At 59.8% G+C, this 26,411-nt stretch carries 22 protein-coding genes; 12 read left to right on the top strand and 10 right to left on the bottom strand.

The window, feature by feature from the left end; translation table 11 throughout:
* Positions 1–63: 63 nt before the first annotated feature.
* From ACP15V_RS07905 to ACP15V_RS07950, 10 genes are all read left to right on the top strand, one after another.
* Positions 64–1,116, top strand: coding sequence for a substrate-binding domain-containing protein (locus ACP15V_RS07905; RefSeq protein WP_424943127.1), 1,053 nt, complete (start codon positions 64–66; stop codon positions 1,114–1,116).
* Between the two features lie 96 nt (positions 1,117–1,212).
* Positions 1,213–2,679 (top strand): phosphate ABC transporter permease subunit PstC, encoded by a 1,467-nt coding sequence (gene pstC / locus ACP15V_RS07910; RefSeq protein ID WP_424943128.1) that lies wholly within the window; start codon positions 1,213–1,215, stop codon positions 2,677–2,679.
* Positions 2,676–4,034: a phosphate ABC transporter permease PstA gene (pstA, locus tag ACP15V_RS07915; protein ID WP_424943129.1), complete on the top strand. Its 1,359-nt coding sequence runs from the start codon at positions 2,676–2,678 to the stop codon at positions 4,032–4,034. Before pstC ends, pstA begins: the two co-directional genes overlap by 4 nt.
* 17 nt (positions 4,035–4,051) lie before the next feature.
* The gene (pstB, locus tag ACP15V_RS07920) at positions 4,052–4,849 is read left to right on the top strand and encodes a phosphate ABC transporter ATP-binding protein PstB (protein WP_424943130.1); all 798 of its coding nucleotides are present in this window, start codon (positions 4,052–4,054) and stop codon (positions 4,847–4,849) included.
* A gap of 17 nt (positions 4,850–4,866) precedes the next feature.
* The gene (gene phoU / locus ACP15V_RS07925) at positions 4,867–5,589 is read left to right on the top strand and encodes a phosphate signaling complex protein PhoU (RefSeq protein WP_424943131.1); all 723 of its coding nucleotides are present in this window, start codon (positions 4,867–4,869) and stop codon (positions 5,587–5,589) included.
* Positions 5,586–6,275 (top strand): phosphate regulon transcriptional regulator PhoB, encoded by a 690-nt coding sequence (gene phoB / locus ACP15V_RS07930; protein ID WP_424943132.1) that lies wholly within the window; start codon positions 5,586–5,588, stop codon positions 6,273–6,275. The genes phoU and phoB overlap by 4 nt, the downstream gene beginning before the upstream one ends.
* Before the next feature lie 551 nt (positions 6,276–6,826).
* Entirely contained in the window at positions 6,827–7,234 is a 408-nt protein-coding gene (locus ACP15V_RS07935) for a hypothetical protein (RefSeq protein WP_424943133.1), read from the top strand.
* Complete coding sequence (locus tag ACP15V_RS07940) at positions 7,231–7,842, top strand: TetR/AcrR family transcriptional regulator (RefSeq protein WP_424943134.1); 612 nt, start codon at positions 7,231–7,233, stop codon at positions 7,840–7,842. The genes ACP15V_RS07935 and ACP15V_RS07940 overlap by 4 nt, the downstream gene beginning before the upstream one ends.
* Positions 7,839–9,221 carry an efflux RND transporter periplasmic adaptor subunit gene (locus tag ACP15V_RS07945; RefSeq protein WP_424943135.1) on the top strand — a complete coding sequence of 461 codons (1,383 nt, stop codon included), beginning with the start codon at positions 7,839–7,841 and terminating at the stop codon, positions 9,219–9,221. Before ACP15V_RS07940 ends, ACP15V_RS07945 begins: the two co-directional genes overlap by 4 nt.
* Positions 9,218–12,361 (top strand): efflux RND transporter permease subunit, encoded by a 3,144-nt coding sequence (locus ACP15V_RS07950; protein WP_424943136.1) that lies wholly within the window; start codon positions 9,218–9,220, stop codon positions 12,359–12,361. The genes ACP15V_RS07945 and ACP15V_RS07950 overlap by 4 nt, the downstream gene beginning before the upstream one ends.
* A gap of 160 nt (positions 12,362–12,521) precedes the next feature.
* On the opposite strand, the gene ACP15V_RS07955 is transcribed toward ACP15V_RS07950, so the two are convergent.
* The 10 genes from ACP15V_RS07955 to ACP15V_RS08000 all read right to left on the bottom strand — a co-directional run bounded on the left by ACP15V_RS07955 (position 12,522) and on the right by ACP15V_RS08000 (position 24,474).
* Positions 12,522–13,448, bottom strand: coding sequence for a carbohydrate kinase family protein (locus ACP15V_RS07955; protein ID WP_424943137.1), 927 nt, complete (start codon positions 13,446–13,448; stop codon positions 12,522–12,524).
* A gap of 123 nt (positions 13,449–13,571) precedes the next feature.
* On the bottom strand, positions 13,572–14,801 hold the full coding sequence (locus tag ACP15V_RS07960) for an AGE family epimerase/isomerase (protein WP_424943138.1): 1,230 nt from the start codon (positions 14,799–14,801) through the stop codon (positions 13,572–13,574).
* 4 nt (positions 14,802–14,805) lie between these two features.
* Entirely contained in the window at positions 14,806–17,193 is a 2,388-nt protein-coding gene (locus ACP15V_RS07965; RefSeq protein ID WP_424943139.1) for a transketolase, read from the bottom strand.
* A 1-nt stretch (position 17,194) separates the two neighbouring features.
* Positions 17,195–18,262, bottom strand: a complete 1,068-nt coding sequence (locus ACP15V_RS07970) for an ABC transporter ATP-binding protein (RefSeq protein ID WP_424943140.1) — start codon at positions 18,260–18,262, stop codon at positions 17,195–17,197.
* 11 nt (positions 18,263–18,273) lie between these two features.
* Positions 18,274–19,116 carry a carbohydrate ABC transporter permease gene (locus tag ACP15V_RS07975; RefSeq protein WP_424943141.1) on the bottom strand — a complete coding sequence of 281 codons (843 nt, stop codon included), beginning with the start codon at positions 19,114–19,116 and terminating at the stop codon, positions 18,274–18,276.
* 10 nt (positions 19,117–19,126) lie between these two features.
* Positions 19,127–20,059 carry a carbohydrate ABC transporter permease gene (locus ACP15V_RS07980; RefSeq protein ID WP_424943142.1) on the bottom strand — a complete coding sequence of 311 codons (933 nt, stop codon included), beginning with the start codon at positions 20,057–20,059 and terminating at the stop codon, positions 19,127–19,129.
* Positions 20,059–21,318, bottom strand: coding sequence for an ABC transporter substrate-binding protein (locus tag ACP15V_RS07985; RefSeq protein ID WP_424943143.1), 1,260 nt, complete (start codon positions 21,316–21,318; stop codon positions 20,059–20,061). Before ACP15V_RS07985 ends, ACP15V_RS07980 begins: the two co-directional genes overlap by 1 nt.
* 42 nt (positions 21,319–21,360) lie before the next feature.
* Positions 21,361–22,512 carry an aminotransferase class I/II-fold pyridoxal phosphate-dependent enzyme gene (locus ACP15V_RS07990; RefSeq protein WP_424943144.1) on the bottom strand — a complete coding sequence of 384 codons (1,152 nt, stop codon included), beginning with the start codon at positions 22,510–22,512 and terminating at the stop codon, positions 21,361–21,363.
* Entirely contained in the window at positions 22,505–23,263 is a 759-nt protein-coding gene (locus ACP15V_RS07995) for a FadR/GntR family transcriptional regulator (protein WP_424943145.1), read from the bottom strand. The genes ACP15V_RS07990 and ACP15V_RS07995 overlap by 8 nt, the downstream gene beginning before the upstream one ends.
* Positions 23,264–23,754: 491 nt before the next feature.
* The gene (locus ACP15V_RS08000) at positions 23,755–24,474 is read right to left on the bottom strand and encodes a response regulator (protein ID WP_424943146.1); all 720 of its coding nucleotides are present in this window, start codon (positions 24,472–24,474) and stop codon (positions 23,755–23,757) included.
* 113 nt (positions 24,475–24,587) lie between these two features.
* Between ACP15V_RS08000 and torC the strand changes: the two genes are divergently transcribed.
* Together torC and ACP15V_RS08010 are read left to right on the top strand one after the other, a co-directional pair.
* Positions 24,588–25,763, top strand: a complete 1,176-nt coding sequence (torC, locus tag ACP15V_RS08005; RefSeq protein ID WP_424943147.1) for a pentaheme c-type cytochrome TorC — start codon at positions 24,588–24,590, stop codon at positions 25,761–25,763.
* A complete protein-coding gene (locus ACP15V_RS08010; protein ID WP_424943148.1) occupies positions 25,756–26,391 on the top strand; it encodes a TorD/DmsD family molecular chaperone in 636 nt (211 codons plus the stop codon). The genes torC and ACP15V_RS08010 overlap by 8 nt, the downstream gene beginning before the upstream one ends.
* Positions 26,392–26,411 lie beyond the last annotated feature (20 nt).

The raw sequence follows: 26,411 nt of genomic DNA on the forward strand, positions 1-26,411 counted from the left end.
CAAGCGCATTAGGACAGCGCCAAGTCACCTGATCAGGTGGCATGATGTAAACAGGAGAAGACAATGTCTTTCGTCAAACTGACCGCTTCCGCCCTGGCCTTGACGGCCGCAACCGCAACCGTAGCCACCGCCCGTGATCAGGTGCAGGTTGCCGGCTCGTCCACCGTGCTGCCCTATGCCTCGATTGTGGCCGAAGCCTTTGGTGAAAACTTCGATTTCCCGACCCCGGTTGTTGAATCGGGCGGCTCGTCGGCTGGCCTGAAACGGTTTTGCGAAGGCGTCGGCGAAAACACCATCGACATCGCCAACGCCTCGCGCAAGATCAAAGACAAAGAGATCGCCAAATGTGCTGAAGCCGGTGTGAAAGACATCATCGAAGTGCGCATTGGCTATGATGGCATCGTGTTCGCCTCGCAACTGACCGGCCCGGATTTCGGCGCGTTTGAACCGGCTGACATCTACAACGCCCTGGGCGCGCAGGTGATGGTAGACGGCAAGCTGGTCGACAACAGCTACAACCAGTGGAACGAGTTCAACGCCAACCTGCCCGCCGTGGACATCGCCGCCTTCATCCCGGGCACCAAGCACGGCACCCGCGAAGTGTTCGAAGTGAAGGTGATGGAAGCTGGCTGTAAAGCCACCGGCGCCTATGATGCGTTCCTGGCCGCCGCAGAAGGCGACGACGAGAAAGCCAAGAAAAAAGCCGCGGCCAAGATGTGCTACAAAGTGCGCACCGACGGCAAATCGGTCGACATTGACGGCGACTATACCGAAACCCTCGCCTCGATCGACGCCAACAAAGACGGCATCGGCGTCTTCGGCCTGGCGTTCTACGAAAACAACACCGACACGCTGCAAGTGGCGACCATGTCGGGCATTGCACCGTCGACCGAAACCATCGCGTCGGGCGAATACCCCGTGTCGCGCCCGCTGTATTTCTACATCAAGAAAGCCCATATCGGCGTGATCCCCGGCCTGAAAGAATATGCCGAGTTCTTCGTGGCGGATGAGATTGCCGGCCCCGATGGCCCGCTGTCGGAATATGGTCTGGTGGCTGATCCGGAACTGGCAGCGACCCAAGAGGCCGTGGCCAACGAAACCGCGATGACCAACTGATCACCGCGCAGATGACCAGGCGGCGCGGCAGGGGTCGCGCCGCCACACCCCTTCCCGGATCGGGGCAAGATCCGCTGCATTAGCAAGAGACACCCAATGTCCGCTTCTTTCCTTCTGCTCACGATCCTGGCGCTGGCCGTCCTTGGGTTTGTCCTGGGACGGGGCCGGGCGCTTTCTTCGGTCCAAGGCGACCGTCGGCGCCTGCACTCGCTGCCCAATTATTACGGCTTCAACGTCTCCATGCTCGCGTTTGTTCCTGCGGTGCTGGTTTTGGCGCTCTGGGTGGTCATTCAACCCTTGATGATCAACGGGTCGGTGTCTGGCATGATCCCGACCACATCCTACGAAGACGCAGGCGCCTTGAACCTGATCATGAGCGACGTGAAACGCGTGGCGGACGGGCTGGATGCGGCGGTTCAACAGGGCGTGGTGCAACAAAGCGCGCTGGAAACACTTTCGACCGCAACCACCGATATTCGCGCCCTTCTGGGCAATGTCGGCGTGGCGCTGGGATCTGAGGTCAGCGAAGAGGTGCTGTCGGCCGCCCGCGCCTATCGCGCCAAGACCATGACCGGCAATTGGATCATGACCGGCGTTGTGTTGCTCATCGCCGTCGCTGGATTTCTGGCGGCGATCTTCAAAACCCACGGCGAGCTGCGCGCCCGCAACCTGGTGGAACGGGGCGTCCTGATGGTGCTGATCGGGGCGGCGATGATCGCGATCCTGACCACGCTGGGCATTGTGCTGTCGCTGATTTTCAACACGGTCAGCTTCTTTGGCATGTTCCCGATGGGGGATTTCCTGTTTGGCCTGACCTGGTCGCCGGAAGGGCGCGGCGGGTCCGAACATCTGGGCATTCTGCCGCTTCTGTGGGGCACCCTCTATATCTCGATTGTGGCGCTGGCCGTGGCCGTGCCAATCGGGCTTTTCGCGGCAGTCTATCTGTCGGAATATGCTGGTGCCAAGACGCGGGCGATGGCAAAACCGCTGCTCGAAGTGCTCGCCGGGATCCCGACCATCGTTTACGGTCTGTTTGCCCTGACCGTGGTCGGCCCAATGCTGGTCGAGGTGTTCGGCGCGGACGGGCTGAACTGGATGCAGGGCGCACGGTCCGTCATGACCGCCGGGCTGGTGATGGGCATCATGCTCATTCCCTTCGTGTCCTCGCTGTCCGATGACATCATCAACGCTGTGCCGCAAGCGATGCGCGACGGATCTTACGGGCTGGGCGCCACGCAATCTGAAACCGTGAAACAGGTGATCCTGCCCGCAGCCCTTCCGGGGATCGTCGGGGCCATCCTGCTGGCCGCATCCCGTGCGATTGGCGAAACCATGATCGTGGTGATGGGGGCAGGGGCCGCCGCCCGCCTATCGCTCAATCCGTTCGAGGCAATGACCACCGTGACCGCCAAGATCGTCTCTCAGTTGACCGGGGACGCAGATTTCGCCTCGCCCGAGGCGCTGGTGGCCTTCGCCCTTGGCATGACGCTTTTCATCCTCACCCTCGGCCTGAACGTACTGGCGCTTTACATCGTGCGCAAATATCGGGAGCAATACGAATGACCGACCTGACTGCAAACGGGCTGCCCGAAGCGCAGCCCGCCGCGTCGTCACTGCTTTCGCAAGACACGCGCACGAAACAACGCAACGCTGCCGAGAAACGCTTTCGCGCCTACGGGATCACGGCCATTGCCATTGGTCTGGTGTTCCTGGTGCTGTTGATCAGCTCGATCATCGTCAAAGGGGTCGGGGCGTTTCAACAGACTACCTTGACCTTGCAGGTGGAGCTTCTGGAAGCCAAGCTGGACAAATCCGGCGCGCGCGATATCGAGAAGATCAAGAAGGTGACCACCTTTGGCTATAACCCTCTGATCGACGACGCGATCAAACGCGCGCTGGACGACGCGGGGATCGAAAACCCGTTCACCAAGGGCAAGGACCTGCGCAAGATGTTGTCCTCTGGGGCCGCGTCGCAGATCCGCGAGTTTGTGATCGCCAACCCCAACCGCATTGGCGACACGGTCGAATTTGACCTCTTGGCCTCGTCGCGCGTTGACGGTTACCTGAAAGATCGCGTCAGCCGTGAAAGCCTGGCACGCGACAAGAACCTGACCCCGATGCATCTGGATATGGTCGATGCGCTGCGCGAGGCGGGCGTTGTGCGCAAAGGCTTCAACCTCAGCTTCATCACCGGGGCAGATGCGTCGGAAAGCCGCCCGGAACAGGCCGGGATTGGTGTGTCGATGCTAGGCAGCTTCTACATGATGCTGGTGGTTCTGGCCGCCGCCCTGCCCATCGGCGTGGCCGCGTCGATTTACCTGGAAGAATTTGCCCGGCAAAACTGGTTCACCGATCTGATCGAGGTGAACATCTCGAACCTGGCCGCGGTGCCGTCGATTGTCTTTGGTATCCTTGGCTTGGCCGTGTTCATCCAGTTTGCGCATTTTCCGCAATCGGCGCCCTTGGTGGGGGGGCTTGTGCTGACATTGATGACGCTGCCGACCATCATCATCTCGACCCGCGCGTCGCTGAAGGCGGTGCCGCCGTCGATCCGCGAGGCCGCATTGGGCATTGGCGCGTCGAAAATGCAGACCGTGTTCCACCATGTTCTGCCACTGGCGATGCCGGGCATTCTGACCGGCACCATCATCGGGCTGGCGCAGGCGTTGGGGGAAACCGCCCCGCTGCTTCTGATCGGCATGGTGGGCTATATCGCCTCGAACCACCCGGAGGGGATCATTGACGGCTTCCTCAGCCCCAATTCGGCCATGCCCGCGCAAATCTATGAATGGGCCAAACGAGCGGACCCCGCCTATTACGAACGCGCCTGGGGCGGGATCATCATCTTGCTTCTCTTCCTGATGACCATGAATATCATCGCAATCCTCCTGCGCCGCCGCTTTGAGCGCCGCTGGTAAACAAGGGGGTCATACACATGAACGACATGACAAAAATCGAAAGCACCGTGGACATGCAAACAACCAAGATCTCTGCCAAGAATGTGCAGGTCCATTATGGCGACACCCATGCGATCAAAGACGTGAATGTCGAGATCCAGGACAAGACCGTGACCGCCTTTATCGGCCCCTCGGGCTGCGGGAAATCGACCTTCCTGCGCTGCCTGAACCGGATGAATGATACAATTGATATCTGCCGCGTGCAGGGCGACATTCTGCTTGATGGGGAAGACATCTATGACAAGCGGGTCGACCCGGTTCAGCTGCGCGCGAAAGTGGGCATGGTGTTTCAAAAACCCAACCCGTTCCCCAAGTCGATCTATGACAATATCGCCTATGGTCCGCGCATCCATGGGTTGGCGCGCAACAAGGCGGAACTCGATGATATCGTAGAGAAATCCCTGCGTCGCGGCGCAATTTGGGACGAGGTGAAAGATCGTTTGAACGCCCCGGGAACGGGCCTGTCTGGCGGCCAGCAGCAACGCCTGTGCATTGCCCGCGCCGTGGCGACCGAGCCTGAGGTTTTGCTGATGGACGAGCCCTGTTCGGCGCTCGACCCCATTGCCACGGCACAGGTGGAAGAGCTGATCGACGAGCTGCGCGAAAAATTCGCTGTTGTGATCGTGACCCACTCGATGCAGCAGGCCGCACGCGTCAGCCAAAAGACCGCGTTTTTCCACATGGGCAACCTGGTGGAATATGACGATACAACCAAGATTTTCACCAACCCCGAAGACAGCCGGACCGAGGCTTATATCACCGGTCGGATTGGTTAAGAGCAGGGACCATAAAAATGAACGACCAACATATTGCATCCGCATTTGACCGCGATCTGGAAGAGATTCAGGCCCATGTGATGAAGATGGGCGGGCTGGTAGAACAAAACATTCGCCAGGGCGCAAAATCGTTGAAACAGCGCGACGAAGAACTTGCCGAGCAGGTGCGCCGCGCTGATCGCAAGATCGACGCGCTGGACACGCAGATCCAGGAAGAATGCGCGCAGCTTCTGGCGCTGCGCCAACCGATTGCCTCGGACTTGCGCACCGTACTGACCGTGATGCGCATTGCCGCCAACCTGGAACGGGTGGGCGACTATGCCAAAAACATGGCAAAACGCACCACTGTACTTGTGCATATGCAGCCGATTGACGGCGCATCAGGCGCCATCAAGCGCATGGCCAAGGAGGTGCAGATGATGCTCTCGGACGTGCTTGATGCCTATATCCGCCGTGACGTGGATCTGGCCCAGGACGTGCGCCATCGCGATATCGAAGTGGACCAGATGTATAATGCGCTGTTTCGCGAATTCCTGACCTTCATGATGGAAGACCCGCGCAATATTTCCTCGTGTATGCACCTGCATTTCATCGCAAAAAATATCGAACGGATGGGCGACCACGTGACGTCAATCGCGGATCAGGTGATCTATCTGGTCACAGGTGTGATGCCCGAAGAGGCCCGACCGAAAGGCAACTCGGTCAATTATGAACTGCCGACCGAAGGTGAGCCCGAATGACGGCGGCCAAGCCCTGTGTTCTGCTGGTCGAGGATGAGCCGGCGCAGCGGGAAATCCTGCGCTATAACCTCACCTCGGAAGGCTATGAGGTGATGATGGCCGAAAACGGCGATGACGCGTTGATCATGGTCGACGAGGTGATGCCGGATCTGATCCTGCTCGACTGGATGTTGCCCGGCGTATCGGGGATCGAGATCTGCCGGCAAGTGAAAACCCGCAAGGAAACCCGTGCCATTCCGGTGATCATGCTGTCGGCCCGGTCGGAAGAGCTGGATCGTGTCCGGGGGTTGGAAACCGGGGCGGATGATTACGTGGTGAAACCCTATTCCGTGTCCGAACTGATGGCGCGCATTCGCACCCAGTTGCGGCGCACCCGGCCTGCGGCCATTGGCCAGCGGCTGGAATTTCAGGGCATTGTGCTTGACGGTGAAAGCCATCGGGTCACGCGCGACGGCGAGGCGATCAAACTGGGCCCAACCGAGTTTCGTCTTCTGTCCACGTTGATGGAAAACCCTGGGCGGGTCTGGAGCCGGGAACAACTTCTTGATCGGGTTTGGGGGCGTGACGTCTATGTCGACACCCGCACGGTGGATGTTCATGTCGGGCGCTTGCGCAAAGCGCTGTGCAAATTTGGCGGCGACGACCCGCTGCGCACGGTCCGCGGGACAGGATATGCATTGGGATAAGATCTTTCTGCAGCGATTCATTCGGTGCAGAAAACGCAAATAGACCTCCTTGCGGCATTAAGGTCGCAATCAATTTAGGGTCGCAGTCAATAACGACCGCCCGTCTTCCTTGCCACAGACATTTGCCAAGTTGATCAGCCCATTTGCTGCTCTCAAAGCGCTCTACCTTTCATGCCCAGTTGATCGATCATCTTCTGAGGTTACAGGCACAACTTATTGCAATTAAGGTTATTTATTGCCTCCAAGACCTCGGATGTCACGTATGACAAGCTGAACTCAGGGCAATTGAACCCTCAATTATCACGCCGTACCCGTCGACGACCTGAGGGGCGGTGTCTGTGCCTTGGCTGGGACCCCGCGAAGACCGTCGTGATCTCCGAAACCAATCTGCTCTCTGGTTAACACTCGCCGGTTATGCGCCGCGCCGATTTGCGTGGGCGAGACGGATTGCGGGTGATCCTCTGAAAGACATTGAACGACCAGTTGGGATACGTTAGTTATTGATCTATAACTTAACGGATTGACCCCTACGGAAGGGTTTCAAGGCGCCAATGAAGACGACAGAAAGCTCTCAAAATCGACCCCCGCGGCCACGTCTGAAAGGATTGGCCCTGTTGGCGATTGTCTTCGGCGCGATGACGGTCTTTTCGAGCGGGGCCGTGCTGTTTGGACCCGATATCGTGCAAGAGCGGGCAGGGCGGTTTGTGCCCTTTGTGGTCTGGTTCAACTTTCTTGCCGGATTGGCCTATCTCGCGGCAGGTTTGGGAATTTGGCGCGCGCGCCCCTGGGCGTTGGGTCTGTCGGTTGCCATCGCCGGGGCGACGGCACTGGTGTTGGTGGGGTTTGGCGTATGGGTGGCGCTTGGCGGCGCGTATGAACTGCGAACCCTCGGCGCGTTGATCCTTCGGACCGGGGTGTGGGTGGCGATCGCCCTGACGTTATCGGGCACGCGCAGATGACGACGAGAACCCGAAAACCCGCCTCGGTCAGAAAAACGGAAATCACCCGCACCGCGATGGATCTGGCCTTTGAAGTCGGCCCGGATCGGGTGACCACCGCCCTGATCGCCGACCGTCTGGGCCTGACACAGCCCGCGATTTACAAGCATTTCCCCAGCAAAGACGATATCTGGGACGCCGTCACCGACGCGCTGTGCCAGCGGATTGACGCCAACATCCGTGCCGCCGCCGACCACCCCCGGCCCCTCGACCAACTGAGGGCGCTGGTGATGGGACAGCTTCGCCTGCTGCATGACCATCCCGCCTTGCCCGAGATCATGGTGATGCGCGATCCCACTGCCGACACCACGGCGGTCCGGACGCGGGTGACCCTGTGCATGGGGGGGCTGCGTGCGGCCATTCACCGGGCGATGCGCGAGGGGCAGAGCGTGGGAGAGATCCGATCGGACCTTGACACGGAAGATAGCACCAACCTGCTGATCAGCGTGGTCCAGGGTCTGGCCCTGCGGCTTTTGCGGTTTCGCGAAACAGAAAACTTCCTGAGCACCGGCGCCCGTTTGCTGGACCTGCAACTCAGGCTCCTGACAACACAGGGAGAGATCACATGAAACCCGTCCTGAAACCCAGCCTGAAGATGCTTCTGGTGACCCTGCCCATTGTTGCGATTGGGGTGGCCGCGCTGGTCTTTGTCGTGGCGAACCGCGCCCCGCCTGAGCGCATCCCGCTTGTCGAACGGGCAACCCCGGTGCGGGTGATCCCGGCCCGGACATTGGCCGTCGCGCCGCATGTGGTCGGATACGGTCTGGTGCGTCCCGCGCGCACCTACGAGGCGATCACCCAGGTCGGGGGCACGGTTGAATACGTCAATCCGGGGTTGCAGAAGGGGGCCATTTTGCCCGCCGGCGCGGTGCTTTTGCGCGTGTCACCCGCTGATTTCAACCTGGCCATCGCGCAGGCCGATGCCAATATCCGCGCCGCCGAAGCGCGGTTGTCAGAGATTGCCGTGTCCGAGGCAAACCAGATCGACGCGCTTGACATTGAACGCGACCTTCTGGCCCTGCGGGACGCCGATCTGAAGCGGGCCGAGACGCTGTTGCGCAACGGCACGATTTCGCAAACCGCCGTGGACGCCGCGCGCACCGCGCATCTGGCGCAACGCCAGAAGGTGCAGTCACTGGAAAGCGCGCTGGCGCTTGTGCCCACGCAACGGGCCGTTCAGACCGAGCAAATTGCGGTCTACCGCGCCAGCTTGGAAACCGCCAAACTGAATTTGGCCCGCACCGAGTTGACCTTGCCGTTCGCGGCGCGCGTCGCCGCGGTCTCGGTCGAAACGGGGCAGTTTCTGCGATCAGGTCAGACCGCCGCCGTGTTGGATGGGATCGCGGCCGGAGAGGTCGAGGCGCAGGTGCCCATTGCCGCGCTCCGGACGCTGCTGAAATCCACGTTGGGGGATCAGCAGGCGGTGGCGCTTGACCCGGCCACCCTGACCGAGGTTCTGCGCCGTCTGGATCTGACGGCCGAGGTGCAGCTTCGGCTGGAAGGTGACGTGATCCGCTGGCCTGCCCGGGTTGACCGGATCAGCGACACCATTGATCCAAAATCCGGAACCCTGGGGGTGATCGTGCGGGTCGACACCGCCTATTCCGGGGTCGAACCCGGGAAACGTCCGCCGTTGACCAAAGGCATGTTTGTCGAGGTGTCTTTGGTGGGCAAGCCGGAAAGCGGCATTTGGGTGCCCCGAAGCGCGGTGCGCGATGGGCGGATATTGCTGGCCGATGCCGAGGATCGGTTGCGCACGGTCGAGACCGGGACCCGGCTGGTGCAGGACGGCATTGCCCTGATCACCGGCGACGTTGCCCCGGGCGCGCGCATTCTGGTCAGCCAGCCGGGCAGCGTGGTGGAGGGCATGTTGCTGGACGTGACCGAAGATGGCGCGCTGGCAGACAGGTTGGGGGACGGGCAGGTGGTTGAGGGGCGCGCACAATGATCCGGTTTTTCGCAGGCCACCCGACCATCGCCAATCTTCTGATGATCGCGTTTTTGGTCGCCGGTCTCTTTGTGGCGCCAACCCTGTTGCGCGAAACCTTTCCGCGCGCCGCCCAGAACGAGGTCGAGATCTCCGTGCCCTATCCCGGTGCCCGCCCCGAGGATGTGGAAACCGCCATTTGCGAACGGATCGAAAACGCGCTGGATGCGGTGACGGGCATTGACCGCCAGTCCTGCGAAGCGCGCGAAAGCCTGGCCCGGTCGGTGGTGCGGATGCGCGAAGGCGAGGATTATCAGGCGTTTGTGGCCGATGTGAAATCCGAAATCGACGGCATCACCGACCTGCCGGCGCGCGCCGAAACCGCCCGGGTCCGCGCCCTGGGGCAAACAGATTTCGTGGCCTCAATCGCCGTGACCGGGCCAGAACGGCGCACCGATCTGAAGGACCTCGCCGAAGACATACGCACCCGTATGTTGGCGTGGGGCGGCATTCCCAAGGTCGATATCCGGGGGTTTTCCACGCGCGAGTTGCATGTCGGCCTGAAACCCGAAGCGCTTTTGCAATTCGGTGTGTCGGTCGCGGATGTGGCGCGTCTGGTGCAATCGGGCAGTGTGGATCTGCCCGGGGGCGACATTGCCACCGCGACCGAAACCCTGCTGATCCGCGTGGCCGAGGAACGCCGCACGGTCGATGATCTGGCCGCCCTGGTCGTGCGGTCGTCCCCCTCGGGCGGGCAGGTGCGCCTGGGCGATATCGCGACCATCACCGAACAATTCGCCAGCGACGATGAGGTCATCACCTTTGACGGTCGGCCCGCTGCCGTCCTTGATATCAGCAAGACGCGCGCCGAAGATGCGTTGACGATTGTCGACACGTTGAAGGCCTTTATCGAGGCCGAGCGGGCACAGGGCCCGCCCGGTGTGGTGATGGAGATCACCACCGATGCGGCCTCGGTCGTGCGCGACCGGCTGTCGCTGGTGGTGGTCAACGGATTGCAGGGGCTGGCGCTGGTGTTCCTGGTGCTTTGGCTGTTTTTCGGGTTTCGGTTTTCGTTCTGGGTGGCCATGGGTCTGCCGGTGTCGTTTATGGGCGGTGTGGCGCTGATGTGGCTGGCCGGGTATTCGTTGAACCTGATGACGACGCTTGGCCTGTTGATCGTGATCGGCCTGTTGATGGACGACGCCATCGTGATTGCCGAAAACATTGCGCGCCAACGCGAAAAGGGTCTGACCGCGATGGAGGCCGCGGTCGAGGGTGCCACCCAAGTGCTGCCCAATGTGCTGGCCTCCTTCACGACAACCGCGTTGATTTTCGGATCCCTCGCCTTTCTGCAAGGGGATATCGGCGCGGTCCTGCGGGTCGTTCCGGTGGTCATGCTGTTTGTGCTGGCCGTGTCTCTGGTCGAAGCGTTCCTGATCCTGCCCCATCACCTGATCCACAGTCTGGACCGGCCCCCGACCCAGACCGGCGTGACCGCGCGCGTGGAAAACGCCGTGGTCTGGATCCGCGAACGGGGGGTTGGCCCCTTGGTCGATCTGGCCATTCGCTGGCGCTATGTCACGGCGGGGCTCAGCTTTGCCGCGCTTTTGGTGGCGGCCAGCATGTTGGCGGGGGGATACCTGAAATTCACGGCCTTCCCGGAATTGGATGGGGACACCATCGTCGCGCGGGTCCTGCTGCCCCAGGGCACGCCGCGCGCGCGGACCGAAGCGGTTGTGGCGCGGTTGGAAGAGGGGCTTGATCAGGTCAATACGCAATTGTCGCCCGAGCAGCCGGGAAGCGCCGAGTTGATCCGACATGTGTCGGTTTATTATGGCGAAAACCGCGATGCGTTTGAAACCGGCGCCCATGTGGCCACGGTCAGCGTCGATCTTCTGCCCTCGGCCGAGCGCGCGCACCGGCCCGACGCCATTATGGCGCTTTGGCGCGACAGGGTCGGTCCCGTGCCGGATGTGATCAGCCTGAAATATGCGGAATCAACCATCGGCCCGGCCGGGGTCGCCATCGACATGCGGCTGAAGGGTGACGACCTGACCGCGCTTAAATCCGCCGCGACCGAGCTTCAGGACTGGATCTGGCAATATGCCGGGGTCACGTCCGTTCTGGATGATCTGCGCCCCGGCAAGCGCGAGCTACGCGTGACGTTGAACGATGCCGCGGGTCCCATGGGGATCACCGCGGCAATGATCGCCGATCAGCTTCGGGCGGCCTATTTCGGCACCAAGGTCAGTGAAATGCAGGTCCGCGGCAGCCTGTTGGAGGTCACCGCCCAGTTCACGGCCGGTGATCAGGGGACCTACCGATCCTTCGATGATTTCCACATCGCGCGCCCGGATGGATCCACCGTACCGCTGGGCGTGGTGGCGGATGTCGAGATCGGGCAGGGGTACAACCGGATCAACCGGGAAAACGGCATCCGCACCGTCACTGTTCAGGGCACCATCGACACCCGGATCGCCAATGCAAATGCAATCGTCGGCGATATTCTGGACCAGTTCGTGCCCGATCTGCTGGCCCGGTATCCCGGCGTTGCGCTGGATGTCGAGGGGCAAAATGCCGAAGCGGGCAAGACCCAGCAATCCATGTTGAAAGGGTTTCTGATGGGACTGATCGGGGTGTTTCTGGTGCTCAGCTTCCTGTTTCGCTCCTACGTCGAACCGGTTGTGGTGATGCTGGTGATCCCGCTGTCGCTGACCGGGGCCATCTTTGGTCACATGGCGATGGGGCTGGATTTTTCGATGCCCAGTATGCTGGGGTTCGTGGCCCTTGCGGGCGTGGTGGTGAACAATTCGATCCTGCTGGTGGATTTCGTCAAACGCGAACATGGGGATGCGATGACCGTGGCGGTGGCCGCCGCGCGGGCCGCGCGCGCACGGTTCCGGGCGATTTTTCTGACCAGCATGACGACGGCAGCGGGCCTGTTGCCGATCCTGACGGAAACCAGCCTGCAGGCGCAAATCCTGATCCCGCTGGTCGCAAGCCTGGTTTTTGGCCTGCTCACCGCCAGCCTGATCGTGCTGTTCGCGCTGCCCGCCATCTATGCCATTCTGGACGATCTGGGCCTGAGTACCCTGGCCCGCGAACGCAAGGCCCTGGGCCACGCAGGGCAGGGCGCACCGATGGTACAGGGGGGGCATTAGGGCGAGCTGTATGATCGCACCGTCAAGGTTTAATGTGCGTTTCTTTTTTCGTCCCACCCGTCATAAGGCGGCCATTGACCGACGCCGCGCGATATGGGGCGTCGTCTTTGACGCAGGGGGCTTAGGTCCACCGCGCATGTCTGACCCGTGATCCCCCCCCTCACAGCTCGTCGGCCCAAGGCGGGTTGGCCCCGGCGCGTGAGACGGTGATCGCGGCCACTGCGGCGCCGAAAGACAGGGCCTCAAAGGCCGCATCGGGGGGGAGGGTGGCAATGCGCTCTTTGCTCAGGTGACCGTCCCGGGACAATCTCGCAAGGACACCGGCATTAAACGTATCCCCCGCGCCTACGGTGTCGACAACCGAAACAGGTCGCGCGGGGGCCTCGACCTTTGCGCCGCCCGCAAGGTAACCGGTTGCGCCTTCGCCGCCACGGGTGACGATGACACATGACGGCCCCCGGGCCAAAAGCGCCCGTGCTTTTTCATCCAGAGATGCGGTGCCGGGGGTGATCCAATTCAGATCCTCGTCCGAGACCTTTAGCACATCGGTCAGAGCGATCAGTCTGTCCAGCCGCGCGCGGTAACGGGGTTCGTCCGCAATGAACCCTGCACGTATGTTCGGGTCAACAATGATGGTGCGGGTGCCTGCTTGCGCTTTGGCGATTTCCAGATAGGTGTCTGCTGCCGGTTCACAGGCCAGGCTGATGCCGCCAAAATAAAGTGTCGAAATCGCGTCTGACAGGGGCGGAATGTGGTCGGGTGTCAACATGCGTCCAGCCGAGTTTTCGTCATAGAACGTATAGTTTGCCTGACCGTTGACGAGATTGACAAAGGCCAGCGTCGTCGGTCGGTCGCTGGTGAGAATGTGGCGGGTGTCCACCTGGCTGGCGTTTAACGCGTCGACCAGTTGACGGCCAAAAAGATCGCTCGACAGCCCTGTCAAAAGACCCACGCGCGCCCCCAGCCGCCCCAAGGCGATGGCGGTGTTAAAAACCGCCCCGCCGCAATGGGGCACAAAGCCCTGATCGCCCGAACGGGTCGGTTCCGGGATCATGTCGATCAACGCTTCACCACAGCACAGGATCATCTGTGTTTCCTCCGAGTTGTTGATTGGCACCAGCACAGGGTGGGCCGTTTTGCGCCAGCCATGGGCCGCGTCAGATGGCTGACCATACGGGATCGCATGGAACCTCCTGCCGGGGCCGGTCTTTCAAAGCGGCATCATCCTCGACAGTCGCCCTGACAATGGGAACAAACAGGCCTGTAGGGAATGGTAGATATCGGGTTTGCCATCAAAAATCGAGGTCACGATCTGCCCGGTGTCATCCACCGCTGGAACCCAGCCGCCATGGGTGTGATCCACATGGGTGTCATTTGCGTAGGTCCAAAGCTTTCTGTACCAGATTTCATCCGCGGGCCTTCTGTCCAGGGCGATCAGGGCCGCGACCGCCCCGATGGCTTCGGTGACCGGCCACCAAAACCGGGACGCATTGTCAACCTGGCCATTGAAATCAAGTGTGTAGGCAAAGCCGCCCCCGGGCAACCAGGCATCCTTTAACGCCCGTTCAATCAGGCGACGCGCTGTTTCAGGGGCGTCAGAGTCTGGTCGCCCTGACAGATCCCAGTGCTGCAATTGAAGCCGGCCCAGTTCAAAGGAATGGCCTGGCGTGGTCCCTGCGGGTCTGAACATCGGGTCGCCAGCGTAGCCGCGATCAACCTGCCAGTCAGACGTGTAATGCTCTGGCAGGCGCCAATTTTCATCCGGAGCGATTTTGCCGATGAAAAACGCCAGAATGCGACCGGCGCGTTTAAGATAGATCTCATCGCCGGTTGCCTCATAGGCGGTCAGCAGGGCCTCGACACCGTGCATATTGGCATTCATGCCGCGATAGGTGGAAAATGGGGTCCAGTCCCGGTTCCATTCATCGCAGAACAATCCCGCGTCGTCGTCCCAGAAATGCCGGTCCAGAACCGCGCGAACATCCGCCATCAGGCGATCTGCTTCCGGGTGGCCCGCCAATTTCGCACTGGCCGAGGCAAGCAGGACAAAGACATGCCCGTAGGCCAGCTTGCGGTCATCCTTGATCTGATCGCCGTCCAGCGCCCAGAGATAACCACCATGCGCACGATCCCGGTGGTGGCTGTTCAGATAGGCCATCCCGTGATCAATGATCCGCTCCGCGCCCTGAAACCCAGAGAGATGCCCCAACGCGAAAGAGTGAACCAGACGGGTTGTGGTGTGCAACTCCTGCAACTGGCCGGGCAGGGGCGTTCCATCGTGATCCAGGATGTGGAAGCCGGGGCCCTGCCGACAACTTGTGCTGAAAAACTCCAGTTGCCGCAGGGCCTGATCCATCAACCAGTTGCGATGCTGAGGGGTATCAAGCCAGAACCCCGGTTCGGATGGTGTGCCCGGAGGCATCAGGTGGTTGTTGGTCATCATCTTATCCCGCGAGCGGTGTTATATAGCGTGCTCCGCGCCCCGGCATCAAGGCCCGCGCGGCGTGTAGAATGGCGTTCGCATCAAGGCCATGCAGGTGATAGGTGTCTTCCACACTTGCCGCCTGTCCAAAATGTTCCACACCAAGGGATTTGGTGCGGTGCCCCTGCACCCCGCCAAGCCAGCCAAGGCCCGCAGGATGCCCATCAGCCACCGTAACCAACCCCGCGTCGCGCGATAGATTGGCAAACAGATGCTCGATATGGGACAGCGCCGTGTGATCGCCACGTTGCCGGGCGCGTTCGGCGGCCTGCCATCCCGCGTTCAACCGATCGGCGGATGTGACGGCCAGAACGGCGACGTCACGCACATCTTCGGAGAGCAGACCCGCGGCCCGAATGACCTCGGGCGCGACGACGCCGGTATAGGCCAGCACAACCGAGCTTGTCGCGGTTGGCGGGCGCAACCAATACCCGCCCGCAATCACATCCTGCGCAAGCGCATCGGTCATCTCGCGCCCGATCTGTTCGTGTGGAACCGTCGACAGGCGCAGATACACAGATCCGCCCTTTTCGTCGCGCAACCAATTTTGCTCGGCCTCAGCGGTCCCACCATCGCGCTGCATATAGTCAAAGCCCCAGCGCATGATCACGTTCAGCTCGTCCGCAAAAGCAGGTTCAAACGTGGCAAGCCCGTCTTGCGCCATGCCGATCAGCGGGGTTGAAATGGATTGGTGCGCGCCGCCCTCGTGGCTGAGCGATACGCCCGACGGGGTGGCCGCCAGCATGAACCGTGCATCCTGATAACAAGCATAGTTCAGCGCATCGAGCCCGCGGCAGATGAAGGGATCATAGACCGTCCCAACCGGAAACAGCCTTTCACCAAACAAGGAATGTGACAGGCCAAGCGCGCCCAGAAACGTGAACAAGTTGTTTTCTGCGATGCCAAGTTCGATATGCCGACCTTCGGTGTGTCTGCGCCATTTCTGCGTCGAGGGGATGTCCTGTTCGCGAAACACATCGCTTTGCTCAGATTTGGCAAACAGACCGGTCTTGTTGATCCACGGACCCAGGTTGGTCGACACCGAAACATCAGGAGAGGTGGTGACAATCCGCTGGGCAAGCGCTGGCGCGTCGCTGGCGATGGCCGACAATATCTGCCCAAACGCTTCCTGCGTGGACGCGACGTCCTTTATCCTTGGCCGGGCCTGCGCGTCCACCCGGATCGGGGGGGCGGTGTGGCGGCGGCGGCCTTTGGCGTTAAACGGCACGCTGTCCAGAAAGGCCTGAATGTCCTCTTGAGGAATATCCATACCGGCAAAGCGATCCCATTCGTGGCCCGCCGCGATCCCCAGATCATCGCGCAATCCTTCAATCTGCGCGGTGGTCATGATCCCGGCGTGATTGTCCTTGTGACCGGCGAGCGGCAGCCCATGGCCTTTCACCGTGTAGCAGATGAAACAGACCGGGCGGTCGTGATCTATCGCCTTCATGGTTTCGGAGATCAGGGCTGCGTCATGCCCGGCCAGATTGCCCATCAGCCGCGCCAACGCATCATCATCGTGATCCGCGACCAGTGCCAGCGCCTCGTTGTTGCCGGCAAAATCCTGCTCCAGCTGCGCGCGCCATGCGGCCCCGCCTTTGAAGGTCAACGCAGAATAGAGCGCGTTTTCGCAATGATCGATCCAGCTGCGCAAGGCATTCCCCCCCGGACGCTGAAACGCGGCCTGCATGAGCGATCCATATTTCAGCTCGATCACCTCCCACCCGCAGGCGACAAAGATATCGCGAAACCGCGCATTCAAGCCTTCGGTCACAACGCCATCAAGGGATTGCCGGTTATAGTCAATGACCCACCAGCAGTTGCGCAAATCATGTTTGGCGCCCTCCAAAAGCGCCTCATAGATATTGCCTTCGTCCAGCTCGGCATCGCCGACCAGCGCGATCATCCGACCCTTGGGCGCATCGAGCCAACCGTGACCCGCCAGATAGTCCTGCGTCAGGCTGGCAAACGCCGTCATCGCAACCCCCATCCCAACCGATCCGGTCGAGAAATCGACGTCATCCAAATCTTTGGTGCGCGAAGGATAGGGTTGTGCGCCGCCAAGCCCCCGGAAATCCTGCAATTGCTGCAGGCTCTGATTGCCCAGAAGATACTGGATCGCGTGGAAAACCGGGCTTGCGTGCGGTTTCACGGCAACGCGGTCCTCGGGCCGCAGCACGTCGAAGTAAAGCGCGTTCAGGATTGCGTTCATCGAGGCCGATGAGGCCTGATGACCGCCCACTTTGATCCGGCCTTTGGCGCGAATGTTATTGGCATTGTGGATCATCCACGACGACAGCCACAGCGTCTTTTTCTCAAGCGTGGCGCGAATTTCCAAATCCCCCGTCATCTCAGACGGCCGGTCGCAATGCGGTGCCATCTTTGGCAAACAGATGGGCATGTTCCGTTTGAATGCGCAGACCAAGCCGTTCGCCGGACGTCACCGGGATATTGCCGTGTTTGCGCACCATCATCGGGCCGATCCCCTCGACATTGACATAGATGTTTGTGTCAGAGCCCAGATGCTCAACCACATCGGCCACGGCGGACAGATCACCGGTGCCATTGTCCACCACATCAATATGTTCCGGCCGGACCCCCAGCTCGTTCGCCTGGGCGATCAGCGGCTGGTCCGGCAGCCTGATTTCAGTGCCATTCCCGGTGGTGACACCAGCATTGCTGCCGGTGACGGGCACGATATTCATGGTGGGCGAGCCGATGAATTGGGCCACAAACTTGTTGGCGGGCCGCTCATAAAGCTCCAATGGGCTGCCGACCTGTTGGATGTCGCCACCATTCAGAACCACAATCCGGTCCGCCAGTGTCAGGGCTTCGACCTGATCATGGGTCACATAGATCATGGTCGCGCCAAGTTGCTGGTGCAGCCGGGCAATTTCCAGGCGCATTTCCACCCGCAGGGCGGCATCAAGGTTTGAGAGGGGTTCGTCAAACAGAAAGGCGCGCGGGTCACGGATGATGGCCCGCCCCATGGCGACCCGTTGACGCTGGCCACCCGACAGGGCCTTGGGCAGGCGATCCATCAGATTGGTCAGACCCAAAGTCTCTGCCGCACGGGCCACTTTTGCTGAACGCTCTGCTGAGGGTTCTTTGCGGATTTCCATCGAAAACCCCATGTTCCGCGCGACATCCATATGCGGATAAAGCGCATAGGATTGGAACACCATCGCGATGTCCCGGTCGCGCGGGCGCACATCGTTCATGCGCGCGCCATCAATCAGGAAATCACCGCTGGATATCGGTTCAAGCCCTGCAACCATGCGCAGCAGGGTAGATTTTCCGCATCCCGATGGACCGACCAGAACGATGAATTCACCATCCTGGATATCAAGGTTGATGTTGCGCAGGACCTCTACGGATCCATAGCGTTTTGCAACGTCACGAAGTTCGATACGTGCCATGTACTGGCCTCCTATCCTTTGACCGCGCCGGAGGTGAGCCCCTGCACGAGATAGCGTTGAATGAAGATGAAGAAGAGGCAGCTTGGGATCAGCGCCAAGACGCCGGCGGCCATCATTTGCCCCCAATCGACCGAAAACTTGGACACGAAGGTCAGCAAGCCAACCGGGAAGGTCATCGCGTCGTTTTTCGAGATGAGCATCAGCGCAAACAGCAACTCTGACCAGGCCGCGGTAAAGACAAACCCCAGCGTCGCCCCAAGGCCGGGCAGGGTCAGCGGGAACACCACTTTGCGCAGCGCCTGAAACCGCGAACAGCCATCCATCATCGCCGCCTCTTCCAGATCTTTGGGGATGCCGTCAAAGAAGGACTGCATCAGGAAGGTTGCAAAGGGGATGTTGAACGCGGTGTAGACGACAATCAGGCTGGTCAGCGAATTCAACAAGCCCAGCTCGGCCACGATCTTGTAGATCGGCGCGATGATCATCAAAAGCGGAAACATCTGGGTGACCAGCATCAGGGCAATGATGATCCGCTTGCCCGCGAACACAAAGCGCGAGAACGCATAACCCGCGGCCGCCGCAAACAGGGTGGTAAAGAACGCAGCCCCCAGCGACACAATCAGCGAGTTGCGAAAATAGGCCATAAAGTCAGTCTGAAAAATGACCTTTGTGAAGTTCGCAAATGTGACCTCGCTTGGAAACAGGCGGGTGCCTTCCGAATAGATCAGATTGTCCGGGGTCAGCCCGATCTTGAGCAACCAGTAAAGCGGGAACAGCGCGAAGGTCAGGTAAAACGCAAGGGCTGCGTATTTGGCCACGACCACGGCGGGGTTGGGTTTCTTGACGGCTGACATGACCAGCTCCTTAAATTTTGACCAGCTTCTTGCGAAGCCAAAGCAGGATGACAGCGTAGATCAGAAGGATCCCCAGCAGCGCCACGGCGATGGTCGACGCATAGCCGAAATCCAGTTTCCGGAAGGCGGTGGTGAAGATGTAGGTCGACAGGATCTGCGTCGAATTTGCAGGCCCGCCGCCGGTCATCACAAAGATCAGATCCGCGAAATTGGCGATCCAGATGGTGCGCAGCATCACGGTGATTGCGATCATCGGTGCAAGGAAGGGCAGGGTGATCTTGGTGAAGGTCTGCCACGGGGTCGCGCCGTCCACTTCCGCGGCCTCATAAAGTTCGCCCGGGATGGATTGCAGGGCAGCCAAAAGCGTGATGGCAAAGAACGGCACACCGAACCAGATATTCGCCGTGATCGGACCCCACATTGCCAATTCGGGATCGCCCAGGATGTTGTAGGGTTCTGACAGAACGCCAAGGGCCGCCAGCCAATGGGGCAACGGGCCGATCACCGGGTTGAACAGCCACGCCCATGTCAGCGCGGACAGAAAGGTCGGAACGGCCCAGGGTAGGAAAACCAGCGCCTGAAACAGTTTCTTGCCATAGAAATGTGTGTTCAGAAGCATGGCAAGGCCCAGACCCAGCAGGAACTGGAAGGTGATCGACCAGAAGGTCCAGAACAGCGTGTTTTCCATCGCGATCCAGAATTTCCGGTCGCTCCAGAGATCGACATAGTTTTCAAAGCCGATCCAGCCCGAGGCAAAGGGTTTCAACAGCTCAATGGATTGGAACGAGTAGGACACCCCGATGATCAGCGGGAACATGATCACCGCGCCAATCAGAAGGATGGCCGGCGACAGGTAGAAGAACGGCTCGACCAAATATTGCAGGTAAAGCGAGCGTCGTGCCCGGGTTTCCCCGGGCCTGACAGTTTTTTGAGCGCGCGCCATCACTGGCTTGCCTTCCACTTTGCGTGTTCCTCGGTCAGGAACGCAGCCCATTCATCCGCAACCTCTTGCGCGCTGCGTTGTCCCAGCAAGGCTTCCTGGCTGGTTTCCAGCAACATCGTGCTGGCGAAATACCCCCATTGTTCAAGGTAGAAGGGCATAATGGTCGGTACATATTCTTCGCCATTCAGCTCTTCAAACCAGCCCTTGAACTGCTCGGTCTTGAAATAGGGGTCCTGATCGGCACCTTTGTGGATCGGAATGACGCCAACCCGTTTGGCCCAGGTGGCGTTGGCCTCGGGCGAAGACAGCGCCGCGACCAGATCAAAGGCTTCGTCTTCGTGCTCGGTGGCCTTGAAGACTGACCAACCGGCATAACCGATCGTTGGGAAGGCCTTGCCCGCCGGGCCAACCGGCATCGGAATAACCGCAAAATCTTCGGCGGGCATCCGTTCGGCGATGGCGATCAGCGCGTCGGGATCCTGATCAAGGAAAGCGCAGGTGCCGGAATAGAACCCGGCCACGATTTCGTTGAAGCCCCAGCTGACGCTGTCCTTGGGGGCATATCCGTTTTGATACATGTCGATCATGAACTGGATGCCGTCGACAGATCCGGGTTCGTTGATGCGGCTGACGCCATCTTCGGTGAAGAACTCGTTTGTGCCATTCATGGCCGCGGCGAACATGATCCAGCCATTGGTGCCGCCGGGACCACCGCGCAGACAATAGCCGTGTTTGCCATCAAGCTTGGACACCGCTGCCGACGCCGCCATGAACTCTTCCATCGTGTTCGGAGGGGTGTCGATGCCCGCTTCGGCCAGCAGTTTCTTGTTGTAGAACATCGCCCGCAGATAGAAGCCATACGGGATCATATAAAGATCGCCCGACTGGCTGCCCATCGCGACGGTCTTGTCGGTCAGCGTCGCCCCATGTTCCCACCCGGCAACATGTTCTTTCAGGCTGGCCAACTGGCCGGACCCTGCATAAAGCGCCTGCCAGCTGTCGGGCATTTCAACCACATCGGGGATGTCGCCCCCCGCCACCATTGTGGCCAGCTTTTCAAAGGCGCTGCCCCATGGCAGTGACACGATTTCAACCGTGACATCAGGGTTGTCGGCCTCAAACTCATCGACCACCCCCTGAAGCACCTCGGTGCGCTCGGGGCTTGTGATCACCTCCACAAGTTTCAGCGTGGTCTCGGCATATGAAGCCGTTCCCATCAGCACGGCAGCAGCCGTCAGCCCTGCAAATAGATTTTTCATGTTTTCCTCCTGTTGGTTTTATGTCTGTGCAAGCCCGCGCTTTCAGGCGGTGCTTGCGGCAAGCGCCGATGTGAAATCGGCCCAAAGATCTTCAGCGGACTCGAGCCCGAGATTGAGGCGCACCAGGTTGGGCGAGACGCCAAATTTCTGCATCGAGTTCTGCTCTCCGGCCTGGGCGAGGCCGACGCGGGCCGGCAGGATCAGGCTTTCAAAGCCGCCCCAGCTCACGCCCAGGCGGAACAGGGTCAGCGCATCGGAAAACTTCGCGATGTCGACGCTGTCATCGAATTCAATCGACATCAGACCCGAACGGCCCGTCAGCCCGGGAACGTCATTGGCACCCGGTGAATTGACCCGGCGCACCTGTGGCACACTGGCCAGCCGGTCGACAAACAGATTGGCCGTCGCCTGATGCTGCATCATCCGCGCGTGCAAGGTGCGCAGGCCGCGTGTCAGCAGGAACGCCTCAAACGGGGCCAGTTTTGCCCCCAGCAAAGGGAGGGTCAGATCACGGATGCGGGCGATATGGTCCTGAGAGGCGACCACCACGCCCGCAACCGTGTCTGAATGCCCCGAGATATATTTCGAGGCGGAGTGAATGACGATGTCTATGCCCAGCGTGAGGGGATGTTGGAAAACCGGGCTAGCCCAAGAGCTGTCGATCATCGTCAACACATTGTGACGTTTGGCATGGTCCGCGACGCGGCGCAGATCCAAGGCGTCAAAAACAACCGATCCGGGGCTTTCCAGATAGGCCAGTGTCACATTCGAAAGAAGGTCGGGGTCATTTTCAAACCGTTCCGGCGCATGGTAGTCAACATGCACCCCAAACGGGCGCAACATGCGTTCGAAAAACCGGTAGGTGTCGGGATAGACATGTTCGACACAGGCGATCCGGTCCCCGGGTTTGACAAATGCCAAAATCGTGGACGAGATTGCCGCCATCCCGGAAGCAAACCCAACCGCGGCCTCGCCGTGTTCGGCGTCTGCCATAAGCTTTTCAAACGCGGCCACCGTTGGGTTTTCCACGCGCGTATAGATCGCCGTGTCAGACCGGCCCGCCATCCGGTCTTCGAAGCTTTGGTAGCTGTCGAAGGTAAACAACGAGGTCTGAACGATCGGCGGCGTCACCGCCCCGTCTGCGTCTGGAAACACCGCGGCAAGTAGGGTTGCAAGCTCTTGTTGATCAGACATCCTGACACTCCATGATTTGCAGGATTTCGGCTTCGACCATATCCATGATTTCCCCCACAATCCGTGCCGCTTCATCCGCGTTTCCGGTCACAACCGCCTCTGCAAGGGGGGTGTGCAGGGGAATGGTCGCCTGACCCAGATGCGGCTGTCCGAAGGGGGCTTCGTAAACCTCGTTAAATCCCTGTTGGATCTGGTGGATCAGTTGCCCGAACAAAGGGTTGCCGGTTGCCTCGTGCAGGGAGGTGTGGAACCGATAATCAGCCTCACGCCAATCCTCGCCGGCGGCGTGTATCGCAATCAGCTCGGCAACACGGGCGGTGATCAGGCGCCCATGCTCTTCGGTACAGTTCAGGGCGGCCATCCGGGCGGCTTCGACCTCCAGCGGTCGGCGCACGGCATGGGTCCTGAGCAGGCTCTCTGCCTCAAGCTTCAGCGTCAGTGGAAGGTGGATTGCATTGGTCGATACTTCGGCCGCCAGACGTGTCCCGGCTTTCTTGTTGCGCACCACAATGCCCATGTTTTGCCAGCTCGTCAGGGCCTCACGCACCTTTGCCCGCCCAATGCCAAGCCGACGCGCAATCTCAACCTCGGGGGGCAGGCGGTCCCCGACTTTCAGACCTTCCGCTTCGATCATTGTGGAAAGCGCATTCAGCACATCGCGGCTGGTGCTGCCCGAAGGCAAAGCCTTCAGCGAGGTTCCAGTACCTTCGCTTAGAGCTTGGTTTTGAGATTTTGCTGCCACGTGCGACATCTCCGAATCAAGTTGTCTTTAAACGATACATATATTGTCCGACATAATAAACATTAATGTCCGACATTATAGATGTTCAGCTTAAACCGGATCGGGGATAGACTTTTTACTTATTTGTTTTCATTGACTTAGAAGGGGAGATAAAGTTCAGCACCCGACCCCCAAAAGGACGGGTCCGAACGGCCCAGCACAGCAAAAACGGCCACAGCGCCGGTATGAAAACGCCGCGGCGTCTTGGTCGAGGCCTGTCGGCACGCCCTGATGAGGGCAACAGGAACAAAACTCACTAGACCGGACTTCTAACCGGCCTGGAACAGGATATTGTTGGAGCTGTGAAGGCTGAAAAAATCAGTTTCCTACGTTTTTTTTCGAGATTGAAGAAGGTATCACCCTCTAGTAAACGCCCAAAAGAATGGGGAAGGGACCCGGACATGCAGTTGGCCCCAGTCGGCCAAGTCGCCACGTCGGCCAAGTGACCACGTCATGCAATCCTAAGATGCCAATTCGGCCTTTCCCATGAAAACATACCCAACGCCGTGAACAGTTATCACGATCGCAGGGGTTTTCGGGTCGGATTCAATCTTGTTGCGCAACCTACCGATCAGGACATCGATTGTGCGATCAAAGGGCTGCCATTCGCGCCCAGCCAGACAATCGAGCAATTGATCACGCTGCAGCACCCGACCCGGGCGCTGCGCCATAAAGCTGAGCAGGTCAAATTCCCCCCGGGTCAGGTGAACATCTTCGCCGGATGCTTTTGTCAATGTGCGTGCGGCGCGGTCGAGGGTCCAGCCGTTGAACTTTTGCAGTTCATCCGTTTCCTGGGGTGGGGTTGCAGGCATGGCCATGCGGCGCAGGATGTTCTTGGTGCGCACCAAAAGCTCGCGCAGATTGATTGGCTTATCAAGATAGTCATCCGCGCCGATTTCCAGCGCCACAATGTGATCGACGTCTTCGGTGCGCGCACTGGTCACTATGACCGGAACATCGGAATGGGTGCGCAATTCACGCAGGAGCGTCAGCCCGTCTTTGCCCGGCAACCGTATGTCCAGCACGATCAGGTCGATGACATGGCGCTTTAGCGCGCGTTCCATTTCATCGGCATCACGGGCGCGCACCACCCGGTATCCTTCAACCTCGTAATACCCGGAAACAGCTTCGAGGCTGGTGGGGTCATCTTCGACAACCAGGATTTGTTTGGCCAGATTCATACCCGCCTCCGCTCTGTTTACACGACGTTTACATATTTTTACCAACGGTTCAAAGCCCAAAGGTATGCCATTTACAGCCCCCGCCTAAGACAGGGGCAGACGGAGGCATAAAGATGTTCAAACGACTGTGGAAAAAATTCTGGGGCCCTGCCGGTGCGTTATCGTTCGGGGTTCTGATGATTGGCGGCTTTATTGCCGGGATCATCTTTTGGGGCGGTTTCAACACCGCGATGGAAGCCACGAACGAGATGGAGTTCTGTATCTCGTGCCATGAGATGCGCGACAATGTGTATGAGGAATACAAGCATTCGCCGCATTTCATGAATGCCTCGGGCGTGGGGGCGGTCTGTTCGGATTGCCATGTGCCCAAGGCCTGGGGGCCAAAGGTGCTGCGAAAGATCAAAGCGTCATATGAGCTTTACGGTCACTTTGTCACCGGCGTGATCGACACGCCTGAGAAGTTCGAAGCCCACCGTGCCGAGATGGCGCAACGCGTGTGGGCGACCATGAAGGCCAATGATTCTCTGGAATGCCGGAACTGTCATGCGGTTGAGCATATGGATTTCAAACTGCAGGACCCGAAAGCGGCGGAACTGATGCAGGCCGGGTTTGAACGCGGTGACACCTGTATCGATTGCCACAAAGGCATCGCGCATAAAATGCCGGATCTGTCGCAGGGCTATCGCAAGAAATTCGAAGACCTTGAACAGATCGCGGCGCAGGGTGTGGATGGTGACACGGCCTATCCGGTCAAAACCATCCCGCTTTATGGATCCGCTGCGGATGCGGCATCCGGCGAAAACGCCATTGGACAGGTGCTGGCCGCCACCCAACTGACGGTGCAGGACCGGTCTGACGGAATGCTGAAGGTCACCATCGAGGGCTGGCAGCAAGACGGGGTCGGGCAGGTGGTTTATGCCCTGCGCAGCCACCGGATTTTTGAAGCCACGGTCAAGAAATCCTCGGTGGATCTGGTGCAGATCCACGGCACGGAAACGGACCCGGATACGGAACTGGTCTGGCACCAGGTCAGCCTGACGGCCTGGGTCGCGCCGGATGCGCTGATTTCAGATGTGGCGCCGCTTTGGGACTACACGTCCGAGATGTACACGGCCAGCTGTGGCACCTGCCATTCGAAACCGGATCCGGGGCATTCCCTTGCCAACCAATGGATCGGCACGCTGAAGGCAATGAAGCGCTTTATCACGCTGGACAAAGAAGAATACCGCGTCTTGCAGAAATACCTGCAGCTGAACGCAAAAGACACGGGCGGGGCACATCATGAGTGATCACCACATGATCCCGCGCCCTGTTGCATATCGCTGGCTGGCGCAGTTCTTTCTGTGCCCGCCGGAGTTGACCACGCTGGAACGCTACCACTCACAAGACGGGATGCAGTTTCTGACCGGGCTGCAATCCATCCCGGCGCTGGACCCTCTGGCGGGCTGGCTGAAGAAGGCAATAGGTGACGCCGAAGATCTCGCCCGGTTGCAGGCCCGGATCACACGCGCCTTCACACAGGTCTTTGATATGGGGGGGCCGCGCGCGGCCTTGCCTTATGCGTCGGTTTATCTGAGCGAGAAGGGCCTGCTCTTTCAACAGCCCACCCGCGACATGAACGCGCTTTTGCAGGAGTTGCAGATGCAATTGCCTGCCGAGATCAACGAACCGGCCGATCATCTGGGGGTGCAGCTTCATGTGGCCGCCGAATTGATCGAACGCGAAGAACTGGGGCAATCGGTGCCGATCTCATCGGCGGCGTTTCTGGATCAGCATGTCCTGAGTTGGCTTGCCGAGTTTCATCAGCGATGTGAGGCCCAAGCCGACAACGCCCCGATCCCGATGCTGGCCCGGGCCGCTTTGGCCCTGGCGCAAGAGAGTTGCCAAGCGGCTGATCTGTGCCGTGAACCCATGTGATCGGGGGGGGGCGTTTACCG

Source organism: Aliiroseovarius crassostreae (genome assembly GCF_049803815.1).
GTDB lineage: Bacteria > Pseudomonadota > Alphaproteobacteria > Rhodobacterales > Rhodobacteraceae > Aliiroseovarius > Aliiroseovarius crassostreae_A.

What these genes read in the sequence shown, in the direction of transcription:
- ACP15V_RS07905 (WP_424943127.1), top strand. Translation starts at nt 64, where the DNA reads ATGTCTTTCGTCAAACTGACCGCTTCCGCCCTGGCCTTGACGGCCGCA.
- pstC (WP_424943128.1), top strand. Translation starts at nt 1,213, where the DNA reads ATGTCCGCTTCTTTCCTTCTGCTCACGATCCTGGCGCTGGCCGTCCTT.
- pstA (WP_424943129.1), top strand. Translation starts at nt 2,676, where the DNA reads ATGACCGACCTGACTGCAAACGGGCTGCCCGAAGCGCAGCCCGCCGCG.
- pstB (WP_424943130.1), top strand. Translation starts at nt 4,052, where the DNA reads ATGAACGACATGACAAAAATCGAAAGCACCGTGGACATGCAAACAACC.
- phoU (WP_424943131.1), top strand. Translation starts at nt 4,867, where the DNA reads ATGAACGACCAACATATTGCATCCGCATTTGACCGCGATCTGGAAGAG.
- phoB (WP_424943132.1), top strand. Translation starts at nt 5,586, where the DNA reads ATGACGGCGGCCAAGCCCTGTGTTCTGCTGGTCGAGGATGAGCCGGCG.
- ACP15V_RS07935 (WP_424943133.1), top strand. Translation starts at nt 6,827, where the DNA reads ATGAAGACGACAGAAAGCTCTCAAAATCGACCCCCGCGGCCACGTCTG.
- ACP15V_RS07940 (WP_424943134.1), top strand. Translation starts at nt 7,231, where the DNA reads ATGACGACGAGAACCCGAAAACCCGCCTCGGTCAGAAAAACGGAAATC.
- ACP15V_RS07945 (WP_424943135.1), top strand. Translation starts at nt 7,839, where the DNA reads ATGAAACCCGTCCTGAAACCCAGCCTGAAGATGCTTCTGGTGACCCTG.
- ACP15V_RS07950 (WP_424943136.1), top strand. Translation starts at nt 9,218, where the DNA reads ATGATCCGGTTTTTCGCAGGCCACCCGACCATCGCCAATCTTCTGATG.
- ACP15V_RS07955 (WP_424943137.1), bottom strand. Translation starts at nt 13,448, where the DNA reads ATGATCCTGTGCTGTGGTGAAGCGTTGATCGACATGATCCCGGAACCG.
- ACP15V_RS07960 (WP_424943138.1), bottom strand. Translation starts at nt 14,801, where the DNA reads ATGACCAACAACCACCTGATGCCTCCGGGCACACCATCCGAACCGGGG.
- ACP15V_RS07965 (WP_424943139.1), bottom strand. Translation starts at nt 17,193, where the DNA reads ATGACGGGGGATTTGGAAATTCGCGCCACGCTTGAGAAAAAGACGCTG.
- ACP15V_RS07970 (WP_424943140.1), bottom strand. Translation starts at nt 18,262, where the DNA reads ATGGCACGTATCGAACTTCGTGACGTTGCAAAACGCTATGGATCCGTA.
- ACP15V_RS07975 (WP_424943141.1), bottom strand. Translation starts at nt 19,116, where the DNA reads ATGTCAGCCGTCAAGAAACCCAACCCCGCCGTGGTCGTGGCCAAATAC.
- ACP15V_RS07980 (WP_424943142.1), bottom strand. Translation starts at nt 20,059, where the DNA reads ATGGCGCGCGCTCAAAAAACTGTCAGGCCCGGGGAAACCCGGGCACGA.
- ACP15V_RS07985 (WP_424943143.1), bottom strand. Translation starts at nt 21,318, where the DNA reads ATGAAAAATCTATTTGCAGGGCTGACGGCTGCTGCCGTGCTGATGGGA.
- ACP15V_RS07990 (WP_424943144.1), bottom strand. Translation starts at nt 22,512, where the DNA reads ATGTCTGATCAACAAGAGCTTGCAACCCTACTTGCCGCGGTGTTTCCA.
- ACP15V_RS07995 (WP_424943145.1), bottom strand. Translation starts at nt 23,263, where the DNA reads ATGTCGCACGTGGCAGCAAAATCTCAAAACCAAGCTCTAAGCGAAGGT.
- ACP15V_RS08000 (WP_424943146.1), bottom strand. Translation starts at nt 24,474, where the DNA reads ATGAATCTGGCCAAACAAATCCTGGTTGTCGAAGATGACCCCACCAGC.
- torC (WP_424943147.1), top strand. Translation starts at nt 24,588, where the DNA reads ATGTTCAAACGACTGTGGAAAAAATTCTGGGGCCCTGCCGGTGCGTTA.
- ACP15V_RS08010 (WP_424943148.1), top strand. Translation starts at nt 25,756, where the DNA reads ATGAGTGATCACCACATGATCCCGCGCCCTGTTGCATATCGCTGGCTG.